The organism is Pseudomonas sp. PA-1-6B, from assembly GCF_021609545.1.
GTDB lineage: Bacteria > Pseudomonadota > Gammaproteobacteria > Pseudomonadales > Pseudomonadaceae > Aquipseudomonas > Aquipseudomonas fluorescens_BV.
This window is the reverse complement of sequence record NZ_WJZM01000003.1, coordinates 154631-176788: the sequence shown is the minus strand read 5'-3', so window position 1 is coordinate 176788 and position 22158 is coordinate 154631. Positions and strand designations below refer to the sequence as shown.

Below are 22158 nucleotides of genomic sequence, written 5' to 3'. Positions count from 1 at the left end.
TTTAGATAAGAAATCTCCCGAGACGAATGTAAAAATTTCTCCAGTCAAAACTGGAGAGTCAGCATGCATGCCGTCGAAACCGCCTACCCCTCCACCCGCGTCGATGCGTGGGCCGCCAATAGCAGCCACTGCCAGGCGCACTATCGCATCGTCGCCGAGGCTGAACCGGACGTGCTGTGCCGGGTACTGAACTACTTCGCGCTGCAATTGCTCACGCCCACCCAGGTCAGCATGAACCGGGAAGCCGACCTGCTGAGCATTGATATCGTGATGACCGGCCTGAGCTGGCACCGCGCCCAGGTGATCGGTGAAAAGATTCGAAACCTGATCAGCGTCTGCACCCTGGAGCTGTGGTCGGCTGATTCCGAGCGGCCTCAAGCGTTGGCAGCGATGGCCCAGTAAAAACCGGCAATACACGCGCCAGCAGGATCTTCAGCGGCTGGCTAGCCTGGGATTACCCCCACGCCCCAGGAAAACCTGCATGCCCGTCGCCACTCACGATCACCCCTTGGAACTGCAGCAATTATTGCCGGCGTTGGTCGAGCAAGGGCTGATCACGGCGCAGGCGGCGCAAAAGGTAGCGCCAGCGTCCGGCAGCCAGCATCCCTTGGAATGCATCGCAGCCCAGGGCCCTTGCCTGGAGACCTTGACCCAATGGCTGGCCCGGCAGGTAGGCCAACCTTACCTGCGCATCGACCCGTTGAAGATTGATGTGGCAGCCGTGGTGCCGTTGATGTCCCACGCTTTTGCCCAGCGCCACGGCATTCTTGCAATCGCCGTCGATACCCACAGCGTGACGATCGCCAGTGCCCAACCCCATGTCACCACCTGGGAAGCCGGGCTGTCCCAGGTGCTCAGACGCACGATCAAGCGCGTGGTTGCCAACCCCAGCGATATCCAGCGCTGTATCAACGAGTTTTACCGTTTAGCCAAGTCCGTCAGCGGTGCGGATGAAAAGATGACGACGCCTGGCAATCTCGACTTGCTCAGCCTCGGCGCCAGCGACAAGGAGCCGGATGCCAACGACGCGCATATCGTCAACATCGTCGACTGGCTGCTGCAATACGCCTTTGGCCAACGAGCCAGCGATATCCATATCGAGCCCTGCCGCGACCAGGGCCGGGTGCGCTTTCGCATTGACGGGCTGCTGCATGACGTCTATCAATTTCCCCCACAGGTCACCATGGCCGTGGTCAGCCGCCTGAAAAGCCTGGGGCGAATGAACGTGGCCGAAAAACGCAAACCCCAGGATGGCCGCGTCAAAACCAGGAACCCTGCAAGTGTCGAAGTGGAATTGCGGCTTTCGACCCTGCCCACGGCATTCGGCGAAAAACTGGTGATGCGAATTTTCGACCCACAGGTGCTGCTCAAGGATTTTGACCAGTTGGGTTTGTCCAACGCCGACCAGCAGCGCTGGCACGCCATGACGCGACGCAGCCACGGCATCATCCTCGTCACCGGCCCCACCGGCTCGGGCAAGACCAGCACCCTCTACACCACCCTCAGGCAACTGGCGACCCGGGAGGTCAACCTGTGCACGGTGGAAGACCCGATTGAAATGGTCGAGCCGGCCTTCAACCAGATGCAGGTCCAGCACAACATCGACCTCACGTTCGCCAGCGGCATCCGCGCCCTGCTGCGCCAGGACCCGGACATCATCATGGTCGGCGAAATTCGCGACCAGGAGACCGCAGAGATGGCTATCCAGGCCGCGCTGACCGGTCACCTGGTTTTCTCGACCTTGCACACCAACGATGCACCCAGCGCCATCAGCCGCCTGCAGGAATTGGGCGTTGCTCACTATTTGATCAAAGCCACGCTCATAGGTGTGATGGCGCAGCGCCTGGTGCGGCTGCTGTGCAGCCACTGCAAGCGCCCGCTGGGCCAGGCGGACGTTGACGGCTGCGAAGCCGTCGGCTGTGCGCAATGCCGTGACAGCGGTTATCGAGGCAGGGCCGGGCTGTATGAAATCATGCTCATGGACCCGGCACTCCAAGCGCTGGTCACCCCGGGTGCGGACGTACAAGCGCTGCGCCGTGAGGCACTGGCGCAGGGCATGAGCAGCCTGCGCATGGCCGGCGTCGAGAAAGTGAAGGCCGGCCTGACCACGATGACGGAGGTATTGCGGGTCACGCCAGGGGATTCAGAAACAAATCCTTTGTTTGTTGGGCCATGAAACCGTCTTTATCCGTGTCCAGACCGTTACAATCGGCCTAATGTCATTCACTGACACCTTCAGATAGGGAATCGCTATGCAGATCGGAACCGTACTGCTTCTTTTTGTGGGCTTGGCCATCGCCATCCTGTTCATGGGGTTCAAAGTGGTGCCCCAGGGCTACCAATGGACAGTCGAGCGTTTCGGCCGCTACACCAATACTTTAAAACCCGGCCTGAATATCATCATCCCGGTCATGGACCGCATCGGTCGCAAGATCAACGTGATGGAAAGCGTGCTGGATATCCCGCCTCAAGAAGTCATCACCGCCGACAATGCCACCGTGCAGATCGATGCCGTGTGCTTCTTCCAGGTGGTCAACACCGCCCAGGCCGCCTATGAGGTCAACAACCTCGAACATGCTATCCGCAACCTGCTGCAGACCAATATCCGCACCGTGCTCGGCTCCATGGAACTGGACGCCATGCTGAGCCAGCGTGACGGCATCAATGAAAAACTGCTGCGCACCGTGGATGAAGCCACCGCGCCATGGGGCATCAAGATCACTCGTATCGAGATCAAGGACATCAGCCCGCCCGCCGACCTGATGGCCGCCATGTCCGGCCAAATGAAAGCCGAGCGGATCAAACGTGCGCAAATCCTCGAAGCCGAAGGCCTGCGGGCGTCGGCGATCCTGACAGCCGAAGGCAAGAAGCAGGCGCAGATCCTTGAGGCCGAGGGTAGCCGCCAGGCCGCGTTCCTGGAGTCCGAGGCACGCGAGCGTCAGGCCGAAGCCGAAGCACGGGCGACACAAGTGGTGTCCGAAGCCATTGCGTCGGGCAACGTGCAGGCGGTGAACTACTTCGTCGCGCAAAAATACATCGACGCCCTGGGCAAGCTTGCATCGGCCAACAACAGCAAGGTCATCCTGATGCCGCTGGAAGCCAGCCAGGTGATTGGCGCCGTAGGCGGTATCGGCGAAATCGTCAAGGCAACCTTCGGCAACCAGAAAGGCTGAGGCCAACACCATGTGGGACTTTTTGCTGCATTTGTCGTTCTGGGACTGGCTGGCGCTGGGCACCGTGCTGTTGATTCTCGAGGTGTTCGGTGCCGGAGGCTACCTGCTCTGGATGGGCATCGCCGCCGCCGCCGTGGGCGTGATCAAGTTCCTGTTCCCACCGCTGGGGCTGGAATGGCAACTGCTGCTGTTTGCAGTGTTGTCGATACTGACCGCCGTGTACTGGTGGAAACGCCAACGCAGCAGTGCCAAGGCCAGCGACCAACCGGGGTTGAACGAGCGCGGTTCGGAGTTGGTGGGGCGCACTTTCGTGGTGCATCAAGCCATTGTGGATGGCCGCGGCAAAGTCAAAGTCGGCGATGGCGTGTGGATGGTCACCGGTGCAGACGCGCCCGTGGGCGCTCAAGTCCGCGTGGTTGGGCAGGATGGGGTGATTTTAAAGGTTGAAACTGTTTAGTCAGTGATGGAACTGGATCGGGTTAACTACAATCAAAACGTACAGATAACCCACCGGAGTCACCCATCATGCGTCTCAAATATGCTGTCGCAACCCTCGCTGTGCTTTCCCTACCTGTCGGCTCAGCCATGGCCGATAGCTTCTGGCGTAATGTCATCTCGTCGGGCGCCACCACTGGTTCGACTTACCTGACGTTCAAGGACCACAAGCTGGTAGTCGCCGCCCAGGACGACGCGGGCAGCTTCGTCGCCAGCGACGGCGGCATTCGCGGCCCGTATCTGGAAGCGGCCATGCAGAAGGTCCGCGCCGATAACCCTGGCCTCCAAGCCACGGACATGGAACTGGCTAACGCCATCCTGGCGAAGAATGCTGTGACCGAGTAACAACTGCCTTCATAAAAAATGCCGCTTTCTCAAGCGGCATTTTTTTGCCTGCTGCATGACGAATCGTTCATGGATGACAGGTTATATTCAGTCTCGGCGTGCAACCATGCCCTACTGACACGTCTATTTTTCATTGCCTACCTGAAACGGATGCCTTCTTCGTCATGAGCCAACAGCCCTTCCTGCCGTTTTCCAAACCGACCATTGATGAAGCCACCATTTCGGCGGTCGGCGATGTTCTGCGTTCCGGCTGGATCACCAGCGGGCCACAGGTGCAGGCGTTCGAAGCACAGCTGTCGGACTATTTTGGCGGCCGTCCGGTGCGCACCTTCAACTCGGGCACCTGCACCATGGAGATCGCCTTGCGCATCGCCGGGATCGGGCCTGGGGATGAAGTCATCACCACCCCAATTTCCTGGGTTGCCACGGCTAACGTGATTCTCGAAGTCGGCGCCACTCCCGTCTTTGCCGACATCGACCCGGTGACACGCAATATCGACCTGGCCCAGGTAGAAGCTGCCATTACCCCGCGCACCAAGGCGATCATCCCGGTCTACCTGGCCGGCTTGCCCCTGGATATGCCGATGCTCTACGCGCTGGCCAACAAGTACAACCTGCGTATTGTCGAAGATGCTGCCCAGGCCCTGGGGTCCAGCTGGGATGGAGAACGCATCGGCGCAACCGGCGACTTCGTGTCCTTCAGCTTCCAGGCGAACAAGAACATCACGTCGTCCGAAGGCGGCTGCCTGGTGTTGAATAATGCCGAGGAGGCCCGTCTGGCAGAGAAGTACCGCCTGCAAGGCGTCACCCGCAGCGGCTTCGATGGCCTGGATGTGGATGTGCTGGGTGGCAAGTTCAACATGACCGACATTGCCGCCGCCATCGGCCTGGGGCAATTTGCGCACATCGAGAAGATCACCGCCCATCGTCAGAACCTGGCACGGCACTACTTCAAATGCTTTGGCAGCGATTTCGAAGCCCAATACGGTGCGCAACTGCCGCCGGCCGACTTCGAAAACAGCAACTGGCACCTGTTCCAACTGGTATTGCCGGAGCGCCAGGATGGCCTGCCAGCCCGCGCCACGTTCATGGAACAGATGCAGGCCCACGGCGTGGGTATCGGCTATCACTACCCGCCGATCCACCTGCTGAGCCTGTATCGGGCACAGGGTTTCAAGGAAGGCATGTTCCCGGTGGCGGAGCGTGTTGGGCGTTTGATCGTGTCGTTGCCGATGTTCACGGCGATGACAGAGGCGGATGTGGAGCGGGCTGTAGCGGCGGTTAAAGCCGTATTGAAAAGAGCCTGATCACAACCAGCAGACACCCCCCAATCAACTGTGGGAGCTGGCTTGCCTGCGATGCTGGCACCTCGGTGTATCGGTGATACCCGGGTGACCCAATCGCAGGCAAGCCAGCTCCCACATTGATTTGTGTCGTTGTAACTATGGGGTTTATTCGCCGATGGCGGCTTTGTAGCCGGCGGCATCCAGCAGATTGTCCAGCTCGGCCTTGTCGCTTGGCTTGAGCTTGAAGATCCAGGCGCCGTAAGGGTCAGAGTTCAACAGTTCAGGATTGCCACCCAACTCGTCGTTGACAGCAATCACTTCGCCCGCAATCGGCGAGTAGATGTCCGAGGCGGCCTTGACCGACTCCACCACCCCCGCCTGGTCTTCAGCGGCAAACACCTTGCCCACTTCGGTCAGTTCAACAAACACCACATCACCCAAAGCTTCCTGTGCATGGTCGGAGATCCCGACGGTCACGGTGCCGTCAGCTTCCAGACGGGCCCATTCGTGACTTTCGGCAAAACGCAGGTCGGCAGGGATATTGCTCATAGTCTGTGTCCTCAAGATGAAATGTCAGCGGCCTTTGGCCTGCCGGAATTGGTTAGATCAGGGTTTTGCCATGACGCACGAAGGTCGGCTTGACCACTCGAACCGGATACCACTTGCCGCGGATTTCCACTTCGGCCCGGTCGGCAGTCGCCGTCGGCACACGCGCCAGCGCAATGGATTTGCTTAGCGTAGGCGAGAAACTACCACTGGTGATCTCTCCTTCGCCAACATTGGCGATACGAACCACCTGATGAGCACGTAGTACGCCACGCTCTTCGAGGACGAGCCCCACCAGTTTGAACTGCACGCCGGCCGCTTTTTCTGCTTCCAGCGCAGCGCGGCCAATGAAGTTACGCTCGACCGGCTCCCAGGCGATGCTCCAGGCCATGTTGGCCGCCAGGGGCGAGACGGCCTGGTGAATATCCTGGCCATACAGGTTCATGCCGGCCTCAAGGCGCAAGGTGTCGCGCGCACCGAGGCCGATGGGGGAAATGCCCGCGCCCACCAGATCGTTGAAAAAGCCCGGTGCCTGATCGGCCGGCAACACGATTTCGAGGCCGTCTTCGCCGGTATAGCCGGTGCGGGCGATGAACCAGTCGCCGTCGGCCCGGCCTTCGAACGGTTTGAGCTGATGGATCAGGGTGCCACGGGACTGGGTCACCAGTTCGGCGATTTTATGCCGGGCGTGTGGGCCTTGGATGGCGAGCATGGCCAACTCTGACCGTTCATGCAGTTGCACTGAGTAGGTGCCCAGTTGCTCCTGCATCCAGGCCATGTCCTGGTCGCGGGTGGCGGCGTTGACCACCAGGCGGTAACCGGCTTCGGTGCGGTAGACGATCATGTCGTCCACTACCCCGCCCTGCTCGTTGAGCATGGCGCTGTATAACGCACGGCCACAGCCGTGCAGTCGGTCGACATCATTGGCCAGCAGGTACTGGAGCCATTCCTTGGCCTGGGGGCCGGTGACATCGATTACGGTCATATGAGATACATCGAAGACCCCGCAGTCGCGCCGCACCTGGTGGTGTTCTTCAACTTGCGAGCCGTAATGCAAAGGCATATCCCAACCGCCAAAATCGACCATTTTCGCGCCGAGGGCGAGATGCAGGTCATACAGAGGCGTACGCTGTCCCATGGGTTTCTCCTTCCGGGCTTGGCGAAGGCGCGCAGAGCTGCCACTTGCGCCGAACACCTTGTACTACAAGGCCCGCAGCCACATACAGCAGGTCGATCCGAAAGACGGAGCGCACCGAATGCCGCGCATTGTAGCCTCAAGCCGTAGGACTGGCACCTAACCGATTTGCCGAGCCGAGCGACGAATCAGCCCGATGACCGGCAACAAGCCAACCAGCACAAGGGTCAGCGCCGGCAAAGACGCCCGCGCCCATTCGCCTTCACTGGTCATTTCAAAGATGCGGACCGCCAGGGTGTCCCAACCAAACGGGCGCATCAGCAAGGTGGCGGGCATTTCCTTGAGCACATCCACAAACACCAGCAGCGCTGCGCTCAACGTGCCCGGCAGCAATAACGGCAGATACACTTTGCAAAACAGTCGTGGGCCGCTCACGCCAAGGCTGCGTGCCGCTTCGGGCAGTGACGGACGGATTCGCGCCAGGCTGTTTTCCAGCGGCCCGTAGGCCACCGCCAGGAACCGCACCAGGTACGCCAGCACCAGTGCCGACAGGCTGCCCAGCAGCAAAGGCTTGCCCGCCCCGCCCAGCCATCCGGAGAGCGGCACCACCAACTCGCGGTCCAGGTAACTGAACGCCAGCATGATCGACACCGCCAGCACCGAGCCTGGCAAGGCATAGCCGACATTGGCCAGGCTGATACCGGAGCGAATCGCCCGGGTGGGCGCCAGACGGTTGGCAAAGGCCAGTATCAGCGCCACGCTGACCGTGATCAGCGCTGCGATACCGCCCAGGTAAAGGGTATGCACGATCAGCCCGGTGTAACGTTCATCCAGGTCGAAGCGGCCACGCTGCCAGAACCACGCCACCAGTTGCAGCATCGGAATCACGAACGCACAGGCGAAGACCAGGCTGCACCAAGCGCTGGCCGCCACGGCTTTGAACCCGCGCAGGTGGTACAACGCCTTGCCCCGTGGGCGCTCATTGCTCGGTCGGCTGGCCCCGCGCGCACGTCGCTCGCCATACAGCACCAGCATCACTACCAGCAGCAGCAGGCTGGCCAGTTGCGCGGCACTGGACAGGCTGAAAAAGCCGTACCAGGTTTTATAGATTGCGGTGGTAAAGGTGTCGAAATTGAACACCGAGACCGCGCCAAAATCCGCGAGCGTCTCCATCAGCGCCAAGGCCACACCGGCACCAATTGCTGGTCGCGCCATTGGCAATGCCACGCGCCAGAACGCTTGCCATGGCGATTGCCCCAGCACCCGCGCCGCTTCCATCAAGCCTTTGCCCTGGGCCAGGAACGCACTGCGCGCCAGCAGGTAGACATAGGGATAGAACACCAGCACCAACACAATGACCACGCCGCTGGTAGAGCGTACCCGCGGCAAGCGCAACCCGGTGCCGAACCACTCGCGCAGCAGGGTTTGCACCGGGCCGGCGAAATCCAGCAGGCCCACGAACACAAAGGCCAGCACATAGGCAGGGATTGCAAAGGGCAACATCAGTGCCCAATCGAGCCAGCGCCGCCCGGGGAACTCGCACAGGCTGGTCAGCCAGGCCAGGCTGACGCCCAGCAGCGTCACGCCCAGGCCGACACCGAGCACCAGGGTCAAGGTGTTGCCCAGCAAGCGGGGCATCTGAGTGTCCCAGAGGTGCGACCAGATCTGCGGGTCGATGCTTTGCCAGGACAGCAGCAGCACGCTCAGCGGCAACAGCACCAGGGCGGCGACGCTGAAAACCGGTAGGTACCAGCGACGTTGGGCGGGGTGGGCCAAGGAAAAGCTCTCAGAAAAATAAAGATGTTGAAGCGGCCACTAACCAATGTGGGAGCTGGCTTGCCTGCGATACAAGCACCTCGGTGTATCAGTGATACCGAAGTGATGCAATCGCGGGCAAGCCAGCTCCCACAGTTAAGCGGCGCAGCTTCAGTTCCAGCCAGCGCGATCCATCAGGCGAATCGCTTCGGCCTGGCGCTTGCCTGCCACTTCCACTGGCAAGGTATCGGCCACGAACTTGCCCCAGGTCGCCACTTCCGCCGATGGCGGTACCGCTGGGTTGGCAGGGAACTCCTGGTTGACGTCGGCGAAGATCTTCTGTGCCTCAGGCGTGGTCATCCACTCCACCAGCGCCTTGGCCGCTTCCGGGTGCGGTGCGTGCTGGGTCAGGCCGATGCCGGAGAGATTCACATGCACGCCGCGGTCGCCCTGGTTCGGCCAGAACAACTTCACCGCCAGCTCTGGCTTCTGCTTGTGCAGGCGACCGTAGTAATAGGTGTTGACGATACCCACGTCGCACTGCCCGGCGTTGATCGCCTCCAGCACGGCGATGTCATCGGAGAACACGTCGGTGGAGAGGTTATTCACCCAACCCTTGATGATTTCTTCGGTCTTGGCCGCGCCATGGGTTTCGATCAACGTGGCGGTCAGCGACTGGTTGTAGACTTTTTTCGCCGTGCGCAGGCACAGGCGGCCTTCCCACTGCTTGTCGGCCAGGGCTTCGTAGGTGGTCAGGTCGCCCGGTTTTACCCGGTCGGTGGAATAGGCGATCGTTCGCGCACGCAGGCTCAAACCGGTCCAGGCGTGGGCCGATGAGCGATATTGCAGAGGAATGTTCTTGTCGATGACAGGAGAGGTGAACGGTTGCAGGATGCCCATCTGCTCGGCCTGCCAGAGGTTACCGGCGTCAACGGTGAGCAGCAGGTCGGCGGTGGCGTTCTCGCCCTCTGCCTTGATGCGCTGCATCAACGGGGCTTCCTTGTCGGTGATGAACTTGACCTGTACGCCGGTCTTTTTGGTATAGGCGTCGAAGACGGGCTTGATCAGTTCGTCGATACGCGAGGAGTAGACCACGACTTCGTCGGCCGCCTGCACGGTGGTGCTGCCGATCAGGGTGAGTGCCAGGGCAGTCAGGAGGCGCTTGGGTGCCAACATGGGTGCGGTCTCTCATTTGCAAATGGAGGGCAAATGATAAGGACTCACATTTGGTAACGCTTGGTTGAGGCGTTACCAGATGTTGCAGGTGCTTTTATTCACCTTTGTGGGAGCGGGCTTGCTCGCGAAAACGGAGTGTCAGTTATAGAAATATCAACTGACCCACTGCATTCGCGAGCAAGCCCGCTCCCACACAAGCCCGAACGGACGCATTTCAGTTCAGGGTTTGGCGAGTTCGGGGAGATCGCCAGTCAATCCCAGTGCCTGGCGCACAAACACGGCTTTGGCTTCGGGCATCTGGTCGACGATTTTCAAACCCGCGTTGCGCAACCAGCGCAGCGGCAGTTGATCGGCCTGGAACAAGCGCTCAAAGCCTTCCATCGCCGCCATCAGCGCCAGGTTATGGGGCATGCGGCGCCGCTCGTAACGGCTCAGCACTTTCACATCGGCCAAGCGCTCGCCGCGCTCGGTCGCCGCCAACAGCACTTCGGCCAGCACGGCTGCATCGAGGAAACCCAGGTTGACGCCCTGCCCCGCCAACGGGTGAATGACGTGGGCGGCGTCGCCGATCAACGCCAGGCCTTCGGCCACATAACGTTTGGCATGGCGCTGGCGCAACGGTACGCACACACGCGGGTCGGCACTGACCACAGTGCCCAAGCGCCCCTCGAAGGCACGTTCCAGTTCCCGACAGAAGCGTTCATCATCCAGCGCCATCAAGCGCTCGGACTCCGCGGGCGTGGTCGACCAGACAATCGAGCACCAGTCTTCCTGCCCATCGCGCACCAGCGGCAGGAACGCCAATGGGCCGGTGTCGGTGAAACGTTGCCACGCGGTGCGCTGGTGCGGCTGACTGCTGCGCACGCTGGTGACGATGGCGTTGTGCAGGTAATCCCATTCGCGGGTAGGTGTACCGGTCAGGCGGCGTACGGCGGAGTTGGCACCGTCGGCGGCCACCACCAGCGGCGCGCGCAGCTTGCGGCCGTCGGCCAGGGTCAACAACCAGTCATCGCCGGATCGGCGCATCTGTTCCAGGCGCGCATTGGCCAACAGGCCGAGGTCGCAGTCATGCAGGCGATCGAGCAAGGCATCCTGCACCACGCGGTTCTCGACGATATGCCCAAGCACCTCCGCATGCACACTGGCCGCCGAGAAGTGGATCTGCCCGGTACCGCTGCCGTCCCATACCTGCATTTCGCCATAGGGGCTGGCACGCCGCTCTACGATGCCGTCCCACACGCCCAGGCGCTCAAGAATGCGCTGGCTGGCCGCCGACAACGCACTCACCCGTGGTTCAAACGCCGCCGCCGGCTCAAACGGCTTGACGCTCAACGGGCTGCCGTCGAGCAGCAGCACCTGCAGGCCACTGCCCTGCAACGCCAGCGCCAGGGCGCTTCCGACCATTCCGGCCCCGACAATCAGCACATCTGCGCGCATGTCCATATTCAAGCCTGTCTCGCTGGCGACTTGCGCCGCACATAAAGGGTTTTGTCGACCCGCGCCACCAGAGTGCCGGAGCCGTCATGAATCTCGACCTTGAGGTGGGGCAGATATTTCTCGCCACCTGCGGTCTGGCGCCGGATTTCATCGAGCAAAGCGTCGTCGATGGAGAGTTCGGCATACACCGGGCCTTTGCCCGGCGAGATGAAGTCGATACTCGCAGCCTTGTCCCACACGATGTAGTCGCGGCCCAGGTTTTCCATCAACAGCAACATGTAGAACGGATCGACCATCGAATACAGGCTGCCGCCAAATTGCGTACCGACGTAATTGCGGTTGTACCAACCCAGGCCCATGCGCACCTTGGCATGCCGAAAATCGGCACTCAATGCTTGCACCCGCACCCCGGCGCCGAGATACGGCGGGTACAGGGTGAGGAACCAGCGCAACAGGCGCGCCTTGCCCACGCGTTGGGTTAGCCACTTACGCATCGGAACGCGTACCCAGGCCCATGGCCTGGCGGGCGAACCAGCGTTTGGCCGGTGGCAACAGGTCGAGGCCGAGCAAGCCCATATTGCGGCCCAGCGCCACCAACGGTTGGGCACTGCCAAACAGGCGCGTGACCTGGTCGGAGAAGCCTACGGTGAGTTGCTGGTCCAGGCGCTGGCGCTCGCGATAGCCTTGCAAAGTCGCCAGGTCACCCGGCACAGCAGGCCCGGCCAGCAGCGCTTCGGCCAAGGCATTGGCATCGCGCAGAGACAGGTTGAACCCCTGCCCGGCAATCGGGTGCAGGCTATGGGCAGCATTGCCGAGGACCGCCAGGTGCGAGCGCACTTGCTCTTCGGCTTCCACCAGGGTCAACGGGTACAGGTGGCGGGCGCCCACTTGCTTGAGGGTGCCCAGGCGATACCCGAACACACCCTGCAGTTCGCTCAGGAAGCTACGCTCGTCAAGGCTGGCCAGGCGCTGGGCGTCCATGCCGATGCGGGTCCAGACCAGCGCGCAACGGTTGTCCGGCAGCGGCAGCAAGGCCATGGGGCCTTCATCGGTAAAACGCTCGAACGCCTCGCCATTGTGGGCTTCGCTCGGGGTGATGTTGGCGATCAGGGCGCTCTGGTTGTAGGGCCGGGTTTTCACGCCAATGCCCAGTTGCTCACGCAAGCCGGAACGGCCGCCATCGGCCAGTACCGCAAGGTCGCATTCCAGCACGGTTTCATCGTTGAGGGTCAGGCGATAGCCATCGGGCAGCGGCTCCATGCGCGTGACTTCCGCCGGGCAGCGCCAGCTCACCACGTCCTTGTCCAAGCCTTGCCACAGGCATTGGCCGAGCCAGGCGTTTTCTACCACATAACCCAGGGCCGGCACGCCCTCCTCCATCGCAGACAGACGCGCGGTGGAGAAACGCCCACGGTCCGACACGTGGATCTGCTTGATCGGCTCTGCACGTCGGGAAATGGCATGCCACAGGCCCAGCCGCTGGTAAATCTGGCGCGCGCCAAACGACAGCGCGGAAGAGCGCGCATCGTAGCTCGGCTGGTAGCTGTCGCCCGGTGCAAAGGGTTCGATCAGCACGATTTTCCAACCCCGCGCCTTGGCCCCCGCTTGCAACGCCAGGGCCAGGCTGGCGCCCACCAGGCCACCGCCGATAATCGCCAGGTTGAGCCGGCTCATCGGGCAGCCGCCATCAACGCTTCGATCTCGGCAACGGTCTTGGGCACGCCGCCAGTCAGGATTTCACAGCCTTGCTTGGTCACTACCACGTCGTCCTCGATGCGCACGCCAATGCCACGCCATTTTTTTGCCACGTTCTGGTTGTCCGGGGAAATATAGATGCCCGGCTCCACGGTCAAGGCCATGCCCACTTCCAACACGCGCCATTCACCGCCCACTTTGTACTCGCCCACATCATGCACATCCATGCCCAGCCAGTGGCCGGCACGGTGCATGTAGAAGGCGCGGTAGGCTTCGCTGGCGATCAACTCGTCAACGTCACCTTGCAACAACCCCAGCTTCACCAGGCCGGCGGTGATGACCTGCACGGTCGCCTCATGGGCCTGGTTCCAATGCTTGTTCGGTGCGATATGCTTGAAGGCGGCTTCCTGGGAGGCCAGCACAATCTCGTAGATCGCCTTCTGCTCCGGCGAAAACTTGCCGTTGACCGGCCAGGTACGGGTGATATCGCTGGCGTAGCAATCGATCTCACACCCGGCGTCGATCAGCACCAGATCGCCGTCCTTGAGCACCGCATCATTCTGCTGGTAATGCAGGATGCAGCTGTTGCGCCCAGCAGCGACGATGGAGCCATAGGCCGGCATCTTCGCGCCGCCTTTGCGAAACTCGTAATCCAGCTCGGCTTCCAGGCTGAACTCATGCAGGCCGGCACGGCTGGCCTGCATCGCCCGCACATGGGCCGCACAGGAAATTCGCGCTGCCTCGCGCATCACCTTCACTTCTGCCGCCGATTTATACAGGCGCATATCGTGGAGCAAATGATCCAGGGCAACGAATTCGTTCGGCGGCTGGGCGCCCAGGTGCGCTTTGGAACGGATCACGTTGATCCACTCCATCACGTGCCGGTCGAACTCGGCATTGCTGCCCATGGCCGAGTACACGCGGTCGCGACCTTCGATCAGGCCGGGCAGGATGTCGTCGATATCGGTAATGGGGAAGGCGTCATCCGCGCCAAAGTCGCGAATCGCGCCCTCGGTGCCCGCACGCAGGCCGTCCCACAATTCGCGCTCGGCATTGCGCTCGCGGCAGAACAGCACGTACTCGCCGTGTTGGCGACCGGGCATCAGCACGATCACCGCTTCGGGCTCGGGGAAACCGCTCAGGTACTGGAAATCGCTGTCCTGGCGGTAAACATGCTCGACATCGCGGTTGCGGATGGCCACGGCGGCGGCCGGCAGGATCGCTATGCTGTTGGGTTCCATCTGCGCCATGAGCGCCTTGCGGCGACGGGTGTATTCCGCTTTGGGGATATGAATCATGGGCAGATGGGCTTCCTTTCTTTAGTGCAACGACGGCTTGGCAGCGACCGGCTCAGCGGACTTCCTGGTCTCGGTGAACAGCAGCAACGGCGCGACGCGCAGGTATTCCATGACTTCCATGTAGTCGCCTTCGCCATCTTCGGACTCTTCCAGGGCATCTTGCACCTGTGAGATGGCCGCCAGGTCCTGCAGCACTTCCTTGGCGTCGGTGCTCAGCTCCAGGCCGCCGGCATTCACGCCGAAACCGTGGAGGAAGCCCTGGCACCACTGGCCCAGGGCAGCAGCGCGCTCGGTGAGCGGCGCGTCATCGGTCGGCAGCAGCAGGACCACGGTGACGTCGTCACCGGTCAACTCGCCCTTGACCATCTCTTGCAGGCCGATCAACGCATTGCGCACGTTCTCGGTGGGTTCGGTTTCCAGCAGCTCGGCCACATCGGCCAGCCAGTTGTCGGCATCAAAGCCGACACCGGTGCAACTGCGGCCCAACAGCACGCCGTGCAGTTCAGCAGGCGAGCATGGATGGCCGCTGGTGCTCAGCAGTTTGGAAAAAGCATCGTACGGGGAGTTCTGAATGGGCATGGTGAGCTAGGCGCCAGACGGCGCAATGTCTAGAATGGAGCGCTGTATCCTAGCACCGGCAGACGTACCAAGACTATCGAGGGCGTCAGATCGTTTATCCTGCAGTTGCCATTCATCAGACAAATCCAGTGGAACCCAATGGAAGACACCGACCTGCAAGCGCTGATGGCCAGACTCGAACTGCTAATTGATCGGGTCGAGCAACTTAAGAGTCAAAACGGACTCCTATTAGCTCAGGAAAAGACCTGGCGCGAGGAACGCGCTCACCTCATTGAAAAAAACGAAATCGCCCGGCGTAAGGTCGAATCGATGATTTCGCGCCTGAAGGCCCTGGAGCAAGACTCATGAGTTCAAGCAATAGCGTTACCGTGCAGATCCTCGACAAAGAATATTCGATCATCTGCCCCCAGGAAGAACGCAGCAACCTGGTGAGCGCTGCCCGCTACCTGGACGGCAAGATGCGCGAAATCCGCAGCAGCGGCAAAGTGATCGGCGCCGACCGCATCGCTGTGATGGCCGCGCTGAATATCACCCACGACCTGCTGCATAAGCAGGAGCGCCCTGACGTACAGGCCAGTGGCTCGACGCGCGAGCAGGTGCGTGACCTGCTCGATCGCGTGGATCTGGCGCTTTCCACCGATTCAGACACACCCAAGGGCTGATTGCCGAGCGGGTTTAAGGTATACTCGCCCCACTCCCTGGCGTGTTTGCCAGTCGGCGATGTCCCTGAGCCGATTCGCACTACCCTGGAAGTTGCACGTTGGGCTGGTGTGCATGTCCGCTAGACGGAAAGCCTTAAAGCCTACTGCTTCTTCCACCTTGAACTTTCGGGTTCAAGGGCTAAGTCGACAGCGGCTCTGTCGGGGAGCCTGAATTCCCAAACTCAATGCCAGTCCCCGGACTGGCATTGTTTTATGAGCCGAAAATCATGACCGAACCTGCGCCGCTATCTCGTCCGCAACTTCGACGCATGTTGCGCAAGTCCCGCCGCGCCCTCACGCCAAGCGAGCAGCGCCAGGCCGCTCAGGGTCTGTACCGACAACTGGCACAGCACCCGCTGTTTCGCCGGGCCAAACATATCTCTTTATATCTGCCCACGGACGGTGAAATCGATCCGCGCCTGCTGCTGCGTGCGGCCCAGCGCCGCGGCAAAGCCACTTACCTGCCGGTGCTCAGCGCCTGGCCGCGCACCAAGATGGTGTTCCAGCGCGTACGTCCTGGGGATAAGTTGTTGCCCAACCGCTTTCGCATTCTTGAGCCACGGGTCAATGCCCATCACCAGCGCCAGGTCTGGGCGCTGGACCTGGTGTTGTTGCCGTTGGTGGGGTTCGATGATGTGGGCGGGCGCCTGGGCATGGGCGGCGGGTTCTACGATCGCAGCCTGGCTTATCTTGCCCGCCGCCAGAGCTGGCGCAAGCCAACGCTGCTGGGGCTGGCCCATGAATGCCAGAAAGTCGAACGCCTGGCGCAGGCAAGCTGGGATGTGCCGTTGGCGGGTACGGTGACTGATAAGCAGTGGTATGTCGCGCAAACGCCACTGGAAACAGCGGCGCCTTAGTGAATGCTTGAGTTAACGCTTGAACGGTTGTGGCTGCTGCTGAGCCAGTTCAACCGGTGCATCGGTCTTGTTCGACCACAGGCTCTGGGCATAACCGGTGGTCACGACGCCCAGACCAAACAAAATAACCAAAATCCATAGTAAATCCGGCTTACGTTGCATCGATTGCCCCCCTTTCAGGCACCTCGTACACGATGACAACAACGTTCCAAAGTAGTCCGTTGCAGCTGCGTCAAGCTTAAAAGCGCGCATTCTGCGGTAACGTGAACCAACACGCAAACCTTGACGCCAACCGACTGTCGGTTTGTCATGCAATTGCCCGACAACGTGCCCAATACCTTTTTCAGGAGCCCAACAATGGCCTACTGGCTGATGAAATCCGAGCCCGACGAACTCTCCATCAACGGCCTGGAAAAGCTCGGCGAAGCGCGCTGGGACGGGGTACGCAACTATCAGGCCCGCAACTTTTTGCGTGCCATGGCCGTGGGCGACGAGTTTTTCTTCTATCACTCCAGTTGCCCGGAGCCTGGGATTGCCGGCACCGGCAAAATTATCCGCGCCGCCTACCCGGACCCCACCGCACTGGAACCAGAAAGCCACTATTTCGACGCCAAGGCCACCCCGGAGAAAAACCCGTGGAGCGCGATCGATGTCGCCCATGCGCAGACCTTCCCCAAGGTGCTAAGCCTTGGCTATCTGAAGCAGCAAACTGCACTGGCTGAAATGCCGCTGGTGCAAAAGGGCAGCCGGCTTTCTGTCATGGCAGTCACGCCTGAACAATGGGCGGCCATCCTTTCTCTGCTTTAACTGACCGATATCAACCCCCCCCATGGGCTAAACCCATCACACTGGGACGCTAACGCCGCAGGATGCAGCCATGTCTACGAACCACCATACGTCCCGTCTGTTCGCCATCGCCCTGATCGTCCTGTTGCTGGGGGCCGGGGCCTTTGGTTACTGGCGTTCGACCCAGGACCGCCTGCCCGAAGGCTTGAGCATGGGCAATGGGCGCCTGGAATCCACCGAAGTGCAGATCGCCGCCAAGATTCCCGGGCGCCTGGCCGAAGTGCACGTGGATGAAGGCGACAAAGTGCTCAAGGGCCAGTTGCTGGCGCGCATGGACACCCGCACCCTGCAAGCCCAACGCGCCCAGGCCGAAGCAGAGGTGTTGCGCGCCAAGGAAAACTTCGCCGCCGCCCAAGCCAACGTGCAATTGCGCCAAAGCGAGCAACTGCTGGCCAGCCAGGAACTCAAGCGTACCCAAGAGCTGTACCGGCGCGGCTTCGCCAGCAGCCAATTGATCGACCAGCAGCAAGCGCGCCAGAACACCGGCAACGCGGCAGTGATCGCCGCCCAAGCCCAGGTCAACGCGGTGAAGGCCGCCATCGGCGCAGCCCAGGCCCAAGTGGCCCAGCTCACCAGTGAAATCGACGACAGCAGCCTGCGAGCGCCCATCGACGGTATCATCCAATTGCGCCTGGCCGAGCCGGGCGAAGTGCTCGGCGCGGGCGGGCGCGTGTTGCTGCTGATTGACCCCAATGACCAGTACATGAATCTCTACCTGCCCGCCTCCGTTACCGGCCGTCTGACCGTCGGCAGTGAAGCGCGCATCCTGCTCGACGCCCTGCCCCAGCAAGCGCTGCCGGCCAGAATCAGTTTTGTCGCGGCCAAATCCCAGTTCACTCCCAAGGAAGTCGAAACCCGCGATGAGCGGCAGAAACTGGTGTTCCGCGTCAAATTGCGCCTGACTCAGCCAAGCGCCGTGCCACAAGCCAAACCGGGCATGCCCGGCGCGGGCTATGTACGCACGGCCGATGTCGACTGGCCGGCCAACCTGCAATGAGCGGCTTGGCGCTGCACGCCACGGGGATCAACCACCGCTACGGCAAGCAACACGCACTGCTCGACATTGCCTTCAGCCTGCCGGCCGGTACCCGCTGCGGGTTGATCGGCCCGGACGGCGCCGGCAAGTCGAGCCTGCTGGGTTTGATCGCGGGGGTTAAAAAACTGCAGGACGGCCAGTTGCAGGTGCTCGGCGGTTCCATCCAAGACCGTCGCCACCGCAACAGCCTGTACCCGCGCATCGCCTTTATGCCTCAGGGCCTGGGCGGCAACCTATACCCCGAGCTGTCCATCAGCGAGAACATCCGTTTCTTCGCTACTTTGTTCGGCCTGTCGAAAGCCGATTGCGACCAGCGCATGCACAACCTGCTGCTCGCCACCGACCTTGCACGCTTTGCCGAGCGCCCGGCAGGCAAGCTCTCCGGCGGCATGAAACAGAAGCTCGGCCTGTGCTGCGCACTGATCCATGATCCGGACCTGTTGATCCTCGACGAGCCCACCACCGGCGTCGACCCACTGTCACGCAGGCGTTTCTGGGAGCTGGTAGACAGCGTACGCCGTGAGCGCCCGCAACTGACACTGCTGGTGGCCACCGCCTACATGGAAGAGGCCGAGCAATTTGAGCATTGCCTGATGCTCGACCGTGGCAGGTTAATTGCTGATGGGCTGAGCCGCGAACTGGCGACGATCACGCCCAGCGGCAAACTGGATGAAGCCTTCACCCACTTCCAGGGCGACAGTGCCCACGACAACCAACCACTGGTCATTCCACCGCGTACAAGCGGCAACGCCGATATCGCCATCCAAGCCCACAACCTGACCCTGCGCTTTGGCGATTTCACTGCGGTGAACAACGTCAGCTTTGCCATTGGCCGCGGCGAGATCTTCGGCTTCCTCGGTTCCAACGGCTGCGGCAAGACCACCACCATGAAAGTCCTGACCGGGCTGATGCCGGCCACCGAGGGCAATGCAATCCTGCTGGGCAAACCGGTGGACGCCAAGGACCTGGCGACCCGCAAACGCGTAGGCTTCATGTCGCAGAGCTTCTCGCTGTATGGCGAGCTGAGCGTGCGCCAGAACTTGGTGCTGCATGCGCAACTGTTCGACTTGCCCAAGGCCGACAGCGGCCCGCGCATTGATGAACTGATCCAACGTTTCGACCTTGGTGAAGTGGCCGAACAGCCCTCCGGCGAGTTACCCCTTGGCCTGCGCCAGCGTTTGTCCTTGGCGGTTGCGGTGCTGCATCGCCCGGAAGTGCTGATCCTCGATGAACCCACCTCGGGCGTCGACCCTGCGGCGCGGGATGATTTCTGGCGATTGCTGATCGAGTTGTCACGGGAACAGGGCGTGACCATCTTCCTGTCCACCCACTTTATGAACGAAGCCCAGCGCTGCGACCGCATCTCCTTGATGCATGCCGGCAAGGTGTTGGCCTGCGACACGCCCGAGGCGCTGCAACAGCAGTTCCACGGTGACACCCTGGAAGCCGCGTTCGTCACCTGCCTGGAACAGGCACAGGGCGAACCGGAACCCACCACTCCCCCTGCAACCGTCAACGAAACCCACGCGCCGCCCGCGAGCAAACGCGGCTTCAGCCTGGCGCGGTGGTTGGCGGTGGCCAGCCGCGAAGGCAAGGAACTGCTGCGCGATAAGGTACGTATGGCCTTTGCTTTGCTCGGGGCGCTGTTCATGATGGTGATCTTCGGCTACGGCATATCCCTGGACGTGGAAAACCTCGCCTTCGCCGTCTACGACCAGGACCAGACCCCGCAAAGCCGTAGCTACCTGGAAGCATTTCGCAGTTCGCGCTATTTCGCTGAACGAGCACCCATCAGCGACGCCAACGAACTGCATCGGCGCCTGCAGCGCTCGGAAATCAAACTGGCCCTGGAGATCCCGCCCGGCTTTGGTCGTGACCTCTACGCCGGCCGCCAGCCCACTGTCGCGGCTTGGCTCGACGGCGGCATGCCGTTTCGCGCTGAAACCAGCCGCAACTACGTGGAGGCCGTGCACCAGAGCAACCTTGCGCAACTGGCTGAACTCAGTAGCCTGCCCTTGAATAACCAGGCGGCCGCCAAACTGGAAACCCGCTTTCGCTACAACCAGGACGTGGTCAGCGTGAACGCTATCGGCCCTGGCGTGATGGCGCTGATCCTGGCGTTCATTCCGGCCATGCTCACCGCCCTCGGCATCGTGCGCGAGAAGGAGCTGGGGTCGATCACCAACTTCTATGCCACGCCGCTGACACGCCTGGAGTTCCTGTTGGGCAAACAGGCGCCCTACCTCGTCGTCAGCCTGATCAACCTGGCGCTGCTGGTGGCGATGAACCGCTGGTTGTTCGGTGTACCGTTCAAAGGCAGCGGCCTGACCCTGGCCTTCGGCGGCCTGTTGTATGTGCTGGCGACGACGAGCATGGGCCTGCTGATCTCGGCGTTCACCCGCACCCAGATCGCAGCGATCCTCGGCACCATGATCATCACCAGCCTGCCGACCATCCAGTTTTCCGGGCTGATCGTGCCGCGTTCGTCCCTGGAGGGGGCGGCGGGGCTGATGGGCATGCTGTTTCCGGCCGGGCACTTTCTGGATATTGCGGTGGGCACCTTCACCAAGGCCCTGGACCTACGTCAGTTGTGGCCTCAATGCCTGGCGTTGTTCGGGTTTTTCGTCGGTTTTACCGGGCTGAGCCTGGTGATGCTCAAGAAGCAGGAGGCTTGATGCACAAGCTCACTCACATCCTGCGCCTGGGGCTCAAGGAACTCACCAGCCTGCGCCACGACAGCGTTTTGCTGCTGTTTCTGTTCTACGCCTTTACCGTGGCGATTTATATGCCCGCAGCCGGCTCGGTAATTGGCGTGCACAACGCCAGCGTGGCCTTTGTCGATGAAGACCACAGCGCGCTCTCGCGGCAAATGGCCCAGGCCCTGCAACCTCCAGAGTTCCAGGCGCCAGCGCCACTGCCTTACGACCAGCTGGACAAGGTCATGGACAGCGGCCAATACACCTTCGTGATCAATGTACCGGCGAATTTCCAGGCCGACCTGCTAGCGGGGCGCCAGCCGGGTGTGCAAGTGAACGTCGATGCCACGGCGATGAGCCAGGCATTCATGGGGGCGGGTTACATCGGGCGAATTTTTCAACGCGAGCTGCTGACCTACAGCGGTCAGGCCGACGCTGCTAGCAAAGCCCCGGCCCTGCTGACCACCCGGGCACTGTTCAATACCAACCTGGAAGGCGGCTGGTTCCTGGCGGTGATCCAGATCGTCAACAACATCACCATCCTCGCCATCGTGTTGACCGGCACCGCCCTGTTGCGCGAACGCGAGCACGGCACTCTCGATCACCTGCTGGTGCTGCCTCTGACCGCGCTGGAGATTATGCTGGCGAAAATCTGGAGCAACATGCTGGTGGTGGTGTTGTGTACGTGGCTGTCCCTGGAACTGGTGGTCAAAGGTTTGCTCGGCGTGCCGTTGGCCGGTTCGTTGAGCCTGTTCCTGCTGGTGACGGCGCTGTATCTGTTTGCGAGTACCGCGCTGGGGATCTTCCTCGCCACCCTCGCCCGCTCGACGCCGCAGTTCGGCCTGCTGGCGATCCCGGTGATCATCCCGATGCTGTTGCTCTCTGGCGGCAGCACGCCGCTGGACAGCATGCCCGAATGGTTGCAGTGGGTGATGCAGGGCTCACCATCGACGCATTTTGTGAGCTTGAGTGCAGCGATTCTATTCAGGGATGCAGGGCTGAGCGTAGTGTGGCCAGACTTGCTGGCACTGGCGGGGATTGGCCTGGTATTTTTTGCGGTGGCGTTGGCGCGGTTTCGCAAAAGCCTGGCTTCCTGAGGAAG

At 61.4% G+C, this 22158-nt stretch carries 23 protein-coding genes and 1 other RNA gene; 14 read left to right on the top strand and 10 right to left on the bottom strand.

Annotated elements, in window-relative coordinates:
* The first annotated feature begins 63 nt into the window (after positions 1-63).
* The 6 genes from GIV35_RS03350 (at position 64) to GIV35_RS03325 (ending at position 5320) form a co-directional block, all read left to right on the top strand.
* Positions 64-402 carry a hypothetical protein gene (locus GIV35_RS03350; RefSeq protein WP_236264304.1) on the top strand — a complete coding sequence of 113 codons (339 nt, stop codon included), beginning with the start codon at positions 64-66 and terminating at the stop codon, positions 400-402.
* Positions 403-481: 79 nt separating this feature from the next.
* Entirely contained in the window at positions 482-2176 is a 1695-nt protein-coding gene (locus tag GIV35_RS03345) for a GspE/PulE family protein (RefSeq protein ID WP_236264305.1), read from the top strand.
* 76 nt (positions 2177-2252) lie between these two features.
* Positions 2253-3173 (top strand): SPFH domain-containing protein, encoded by a 921-nt coding sequence (locus GIV35_RS03340; RefSeq protein WP_003195285.1) that lies wholly within the window; start codon positions 2253-2255, stop codon positions 3171-3173.
* 10 nt (positions 3174-3183) lie between these two features.
* The gene (locus GIV35_RS03335) at positions 3184-3630 is read left to right on the top strand and encodes an NfeD family protein (protein ID WP_014720400.1); all 447 of its coding nucleotides are present in this window, start codon (positions 3184-3186) and stop codon (positions 3628-3630) included.
* Positions 3631-3698: 68 nt separating this feature from the next.
* Complete coding sequence (locus GIV35_RS03330) at positions 3699-4013, top strand: DUF2388 domain-containing protein (protein ID WP_003176799.1); 315 nt, start codon at positions 3699-3701, stop codon at positions 4011-4013.
* A 164-nt stretch (positions 4014-4177) separates the two neighbouring features.
* Positions 4178-5320 (top strand): DegT/DnrJ/EryC1/StrS family aminotransferase, encoded by a 1143-nt coding sequence (locus tag GIV35_RS03325; RefSeq protein WP_105228909.1) that lies wholly within the window; start codon positions 4178-4180, stop codon positions 5318-5320.
* Positions 5321-5464: 144 nt separating this feature from the next.
* Here GIV35_RS03325 and gcvH read toward each other — a convergent pair whose 3' ends face one another.
* From gcvH to GIV35_RS03280, 9 genes are all read right to left on the bottom strand, one after another.
* Positions 5465-5848: a glycine cleavage system protein GcvH gene (gene gcvH / locus GIV35_RS03320; protein WP_200647388.1), complete on the bottom strand. Its 384-nt coding sequence runs from the start codon at positions 5846-5848 to the stop codon at positions 5465-5467.
* Positions 5849-5900: 52 nt separating this feature from the next.
* The gene (gene gcvT / locus GIV35_RS03315; RefSeq protein ID WP_105228911.1) at positions 5901-6983 is read right to left on the bottom strand and encodes a glycine cleavage system aminomethyltransferase GcvT; all 1083 of its coding nucleotides are present in this window, start codon (positions 6981-6983) and stop codon (positions 5901-5903) included.
* A gap of 156 nt (positions 6984-7139) precedes the next feature.
* A complete protein-coding gene (locus tag GIV35_RS03310) occupies positions 7140-8756 on the bottom strand; it encodes an ABC transporter permease (RefSeq protein ID WP_020301817.1) in 1617 nt (538 codons plus the stop codon).
* A 150-nt stretch (positions 8757-8906) separates the two neighbouring features.
* Complete coding sequence (locus GIV35_RS03305) at positions 8907-9911, bottom strand: extracellular solute-binding protein (protein WP_057975325.1); 1005 nt, start codon at positions 9909-9911, stop codon at positions 8907-8909.
* A 219-nt stretch (positions 9912-10130) separates the two neighbouring features.
* Positions 10131-11348, bottom strand: a complete 1218-nt coding sequence (locus GIV35_RS03300; RefSeq protein ID WP_168220205.1) for a 2-octaprenyl-3-methyl-6-methoxy-1,4-benzoquinol hydroxylase — start codon at positions 11346-11348, stop codon at positions 10131-10133.
* A gap of 8 nt (positions 11349-11356) precedes the next feature.
* Positions 11357-11842 (bottom strand): DUF4442 domain-containing protein, encoded by a 486-nt coding sequence (locus GIV35_RS03295; protein WP_236264306.1) that lies wholly within the window; start codon positions 11840-11842, stop codon positions 11357-11359.
* Complete coding sequence (ubiH, locus tag GIV35_RS03290; RefSeq protein WP_236264307.1) at positions 11835-13022, bottom strand: 2-octaprenyl-6-methoxyphenyl hydroxylase; 1188 nt, start codon at positions 13020-13022, stop codon at positions 11835-11837. Before ubiH ends, GIV35_RS03295 begins: the two co-directional genes overlap by 8 nt.
* Positions 13019-14341, bottom strand: a complete 1323-nt coding sequence (pepP, locus tag GIV35_RS03285; protein WP_236264308.1) for a Xaa-Pro aminopeptidase — start codon at positions 14339-14341, stop codon at positions 13019-13021. The genes ubiH and pepP overlap by 4 nt, the downstream gene beginning before the upstream one ends.
* Before the next feature lie 21 nt (positions 14342-14362).
* Positions 14363-14920: a YecA/YgfB family protein gene (locus GIV35_RS03280; RefSeq protein ID WP_034129010.1), complete on the bottom strand. Its 558-nt coding sequence runs from the start codon at positions 14918-14920 to the stop codon at positions 14363-14365.
* Between the two features lie 138 nt (positions 14921-15058).
* Between GIV35_RS03280 and GIV35_RS03275 the strand changes: the two genes are divergently transcribed.
* The 4 genes from GIV35_RS03275 to GIV35_RS03260 all read left to right on the top strand — a co-directional run bounded on the left by GIV35_RS03275 (position 15059) and on the right by GIV35_RS03260 (position 16478).
* Entirely contained in the window at positions 15059-15268 is a 210-nt protein-coding gene (locus GIV35_RS03275; protein ID WP_003177365.1) for a TIGR02449 family protein, read from the top strand.
* Positions 15265-15582, top strand: a complete 318-nt coding sequence (locus GIV35_RS03270) for a cell division protein ZapA (protein WP_054895993.1) — start codon at positions 15265-15267, stop codon at positions 15580-15582. Before GIV35_RS03275 ends, GIV35_RS03270 begins: the two co-directional genes overlap by 4 nt.
* A 30-nt stretch (positions 15583-15612) precedes the next feature.
* A non-coding RNA gene (gene ssrS / locus GIV35_RS03265) (6S RNA) lies at positions 15613-15791 on the top strand.
* Positions 15792-15848: 57 nt separating this feature from the next.
* Positions 15849-16478: a 5-formyltetrahydrofolate cyclo-ligase gene (locus tag GIV35_RS03260; protein WP_213152894.1), complete on the top strand. Its 630-nt coding sequence runs from the start codon at positions 15849-15851 to the stop codon at positions 16476-16478.
* Positions 16479-16490: 12 nt separating this feature from the next.
* Here the strand turns inward: GIV35_RS03260 and GIV35_RS03255 are convergent, their stop codons facing one another.
* Positions 16491-16640: a hypothetical protein gene (locus GIV35_RS03255; protein ID WP_010207387.1), complete on the bottom strand. Its 150-nt coding sequence runs from the start codon at positions 16638-16640 to the stop codon at positions 16491-16493.
* A gap of 195 nt (positions 16641-16835) precedes the next feature.
* On the opposite strand from GIV35_RS03255, the gene GIV35_RS03250 reads away from it, so the two are divergent.
* The 4 genes from GIV35_RS03250 to GIV35_RS03235 all read left to right on the top strand — a co-directional run bounded on the left by GIV35_RS03250 (position 16836) and on the right by GIV35_RS03235 (position 22153).
* The gene (locus tag GIV35_RS03250; protein WP_105228916.1) at positions 16836-17285 is read left to right on the top strand and encodes an EVE domain-containing protein; all 450 of its coding nucleotides are present in this window, start codon (positions 16836-16838) and stop codon (positions 17283-17285) included.
* Between the two features lie 70 nt (positions 17286-17355).
* Entirely contained in the window at positions 17356-18321 is a 966-nt protein-coding gene (locus GIV35_RS03245; protein WP_105228917.1) for an HlyD family secretion protein, read from the top strand.
* Positions 18318-21035: a ribosome-associated ATPase/putative transporter RbbA gene (gene rbbA, locus GIV35_RS03240; RefSeq protein ID WP_236264309.1), complete on the top strand. Its 2718-nt coding sequence runs from the start codon at positions 18318-18320 to the stop codon at positions 21033-21035. The genes GIV35_RS03245 and rbbA overlap by 4 nt, the downstream gene beginning before the upstream one ends.
* Positions 21035-22153, top strand: coding sequence for an ABC transporter permease (locus tag GIV35_RS03235; RefSeq protein WP_105228919.1), 1119 nt, complete (start codon positions 21035-21037; stop codon positions 22151-22153). The genes rbbA and GIV35_RS03235 overlap by 1 nt, the downstream gene beginning before the upstream one ends.
* Positions 22154-22158 lie beyond the last annotated feature (5 nt).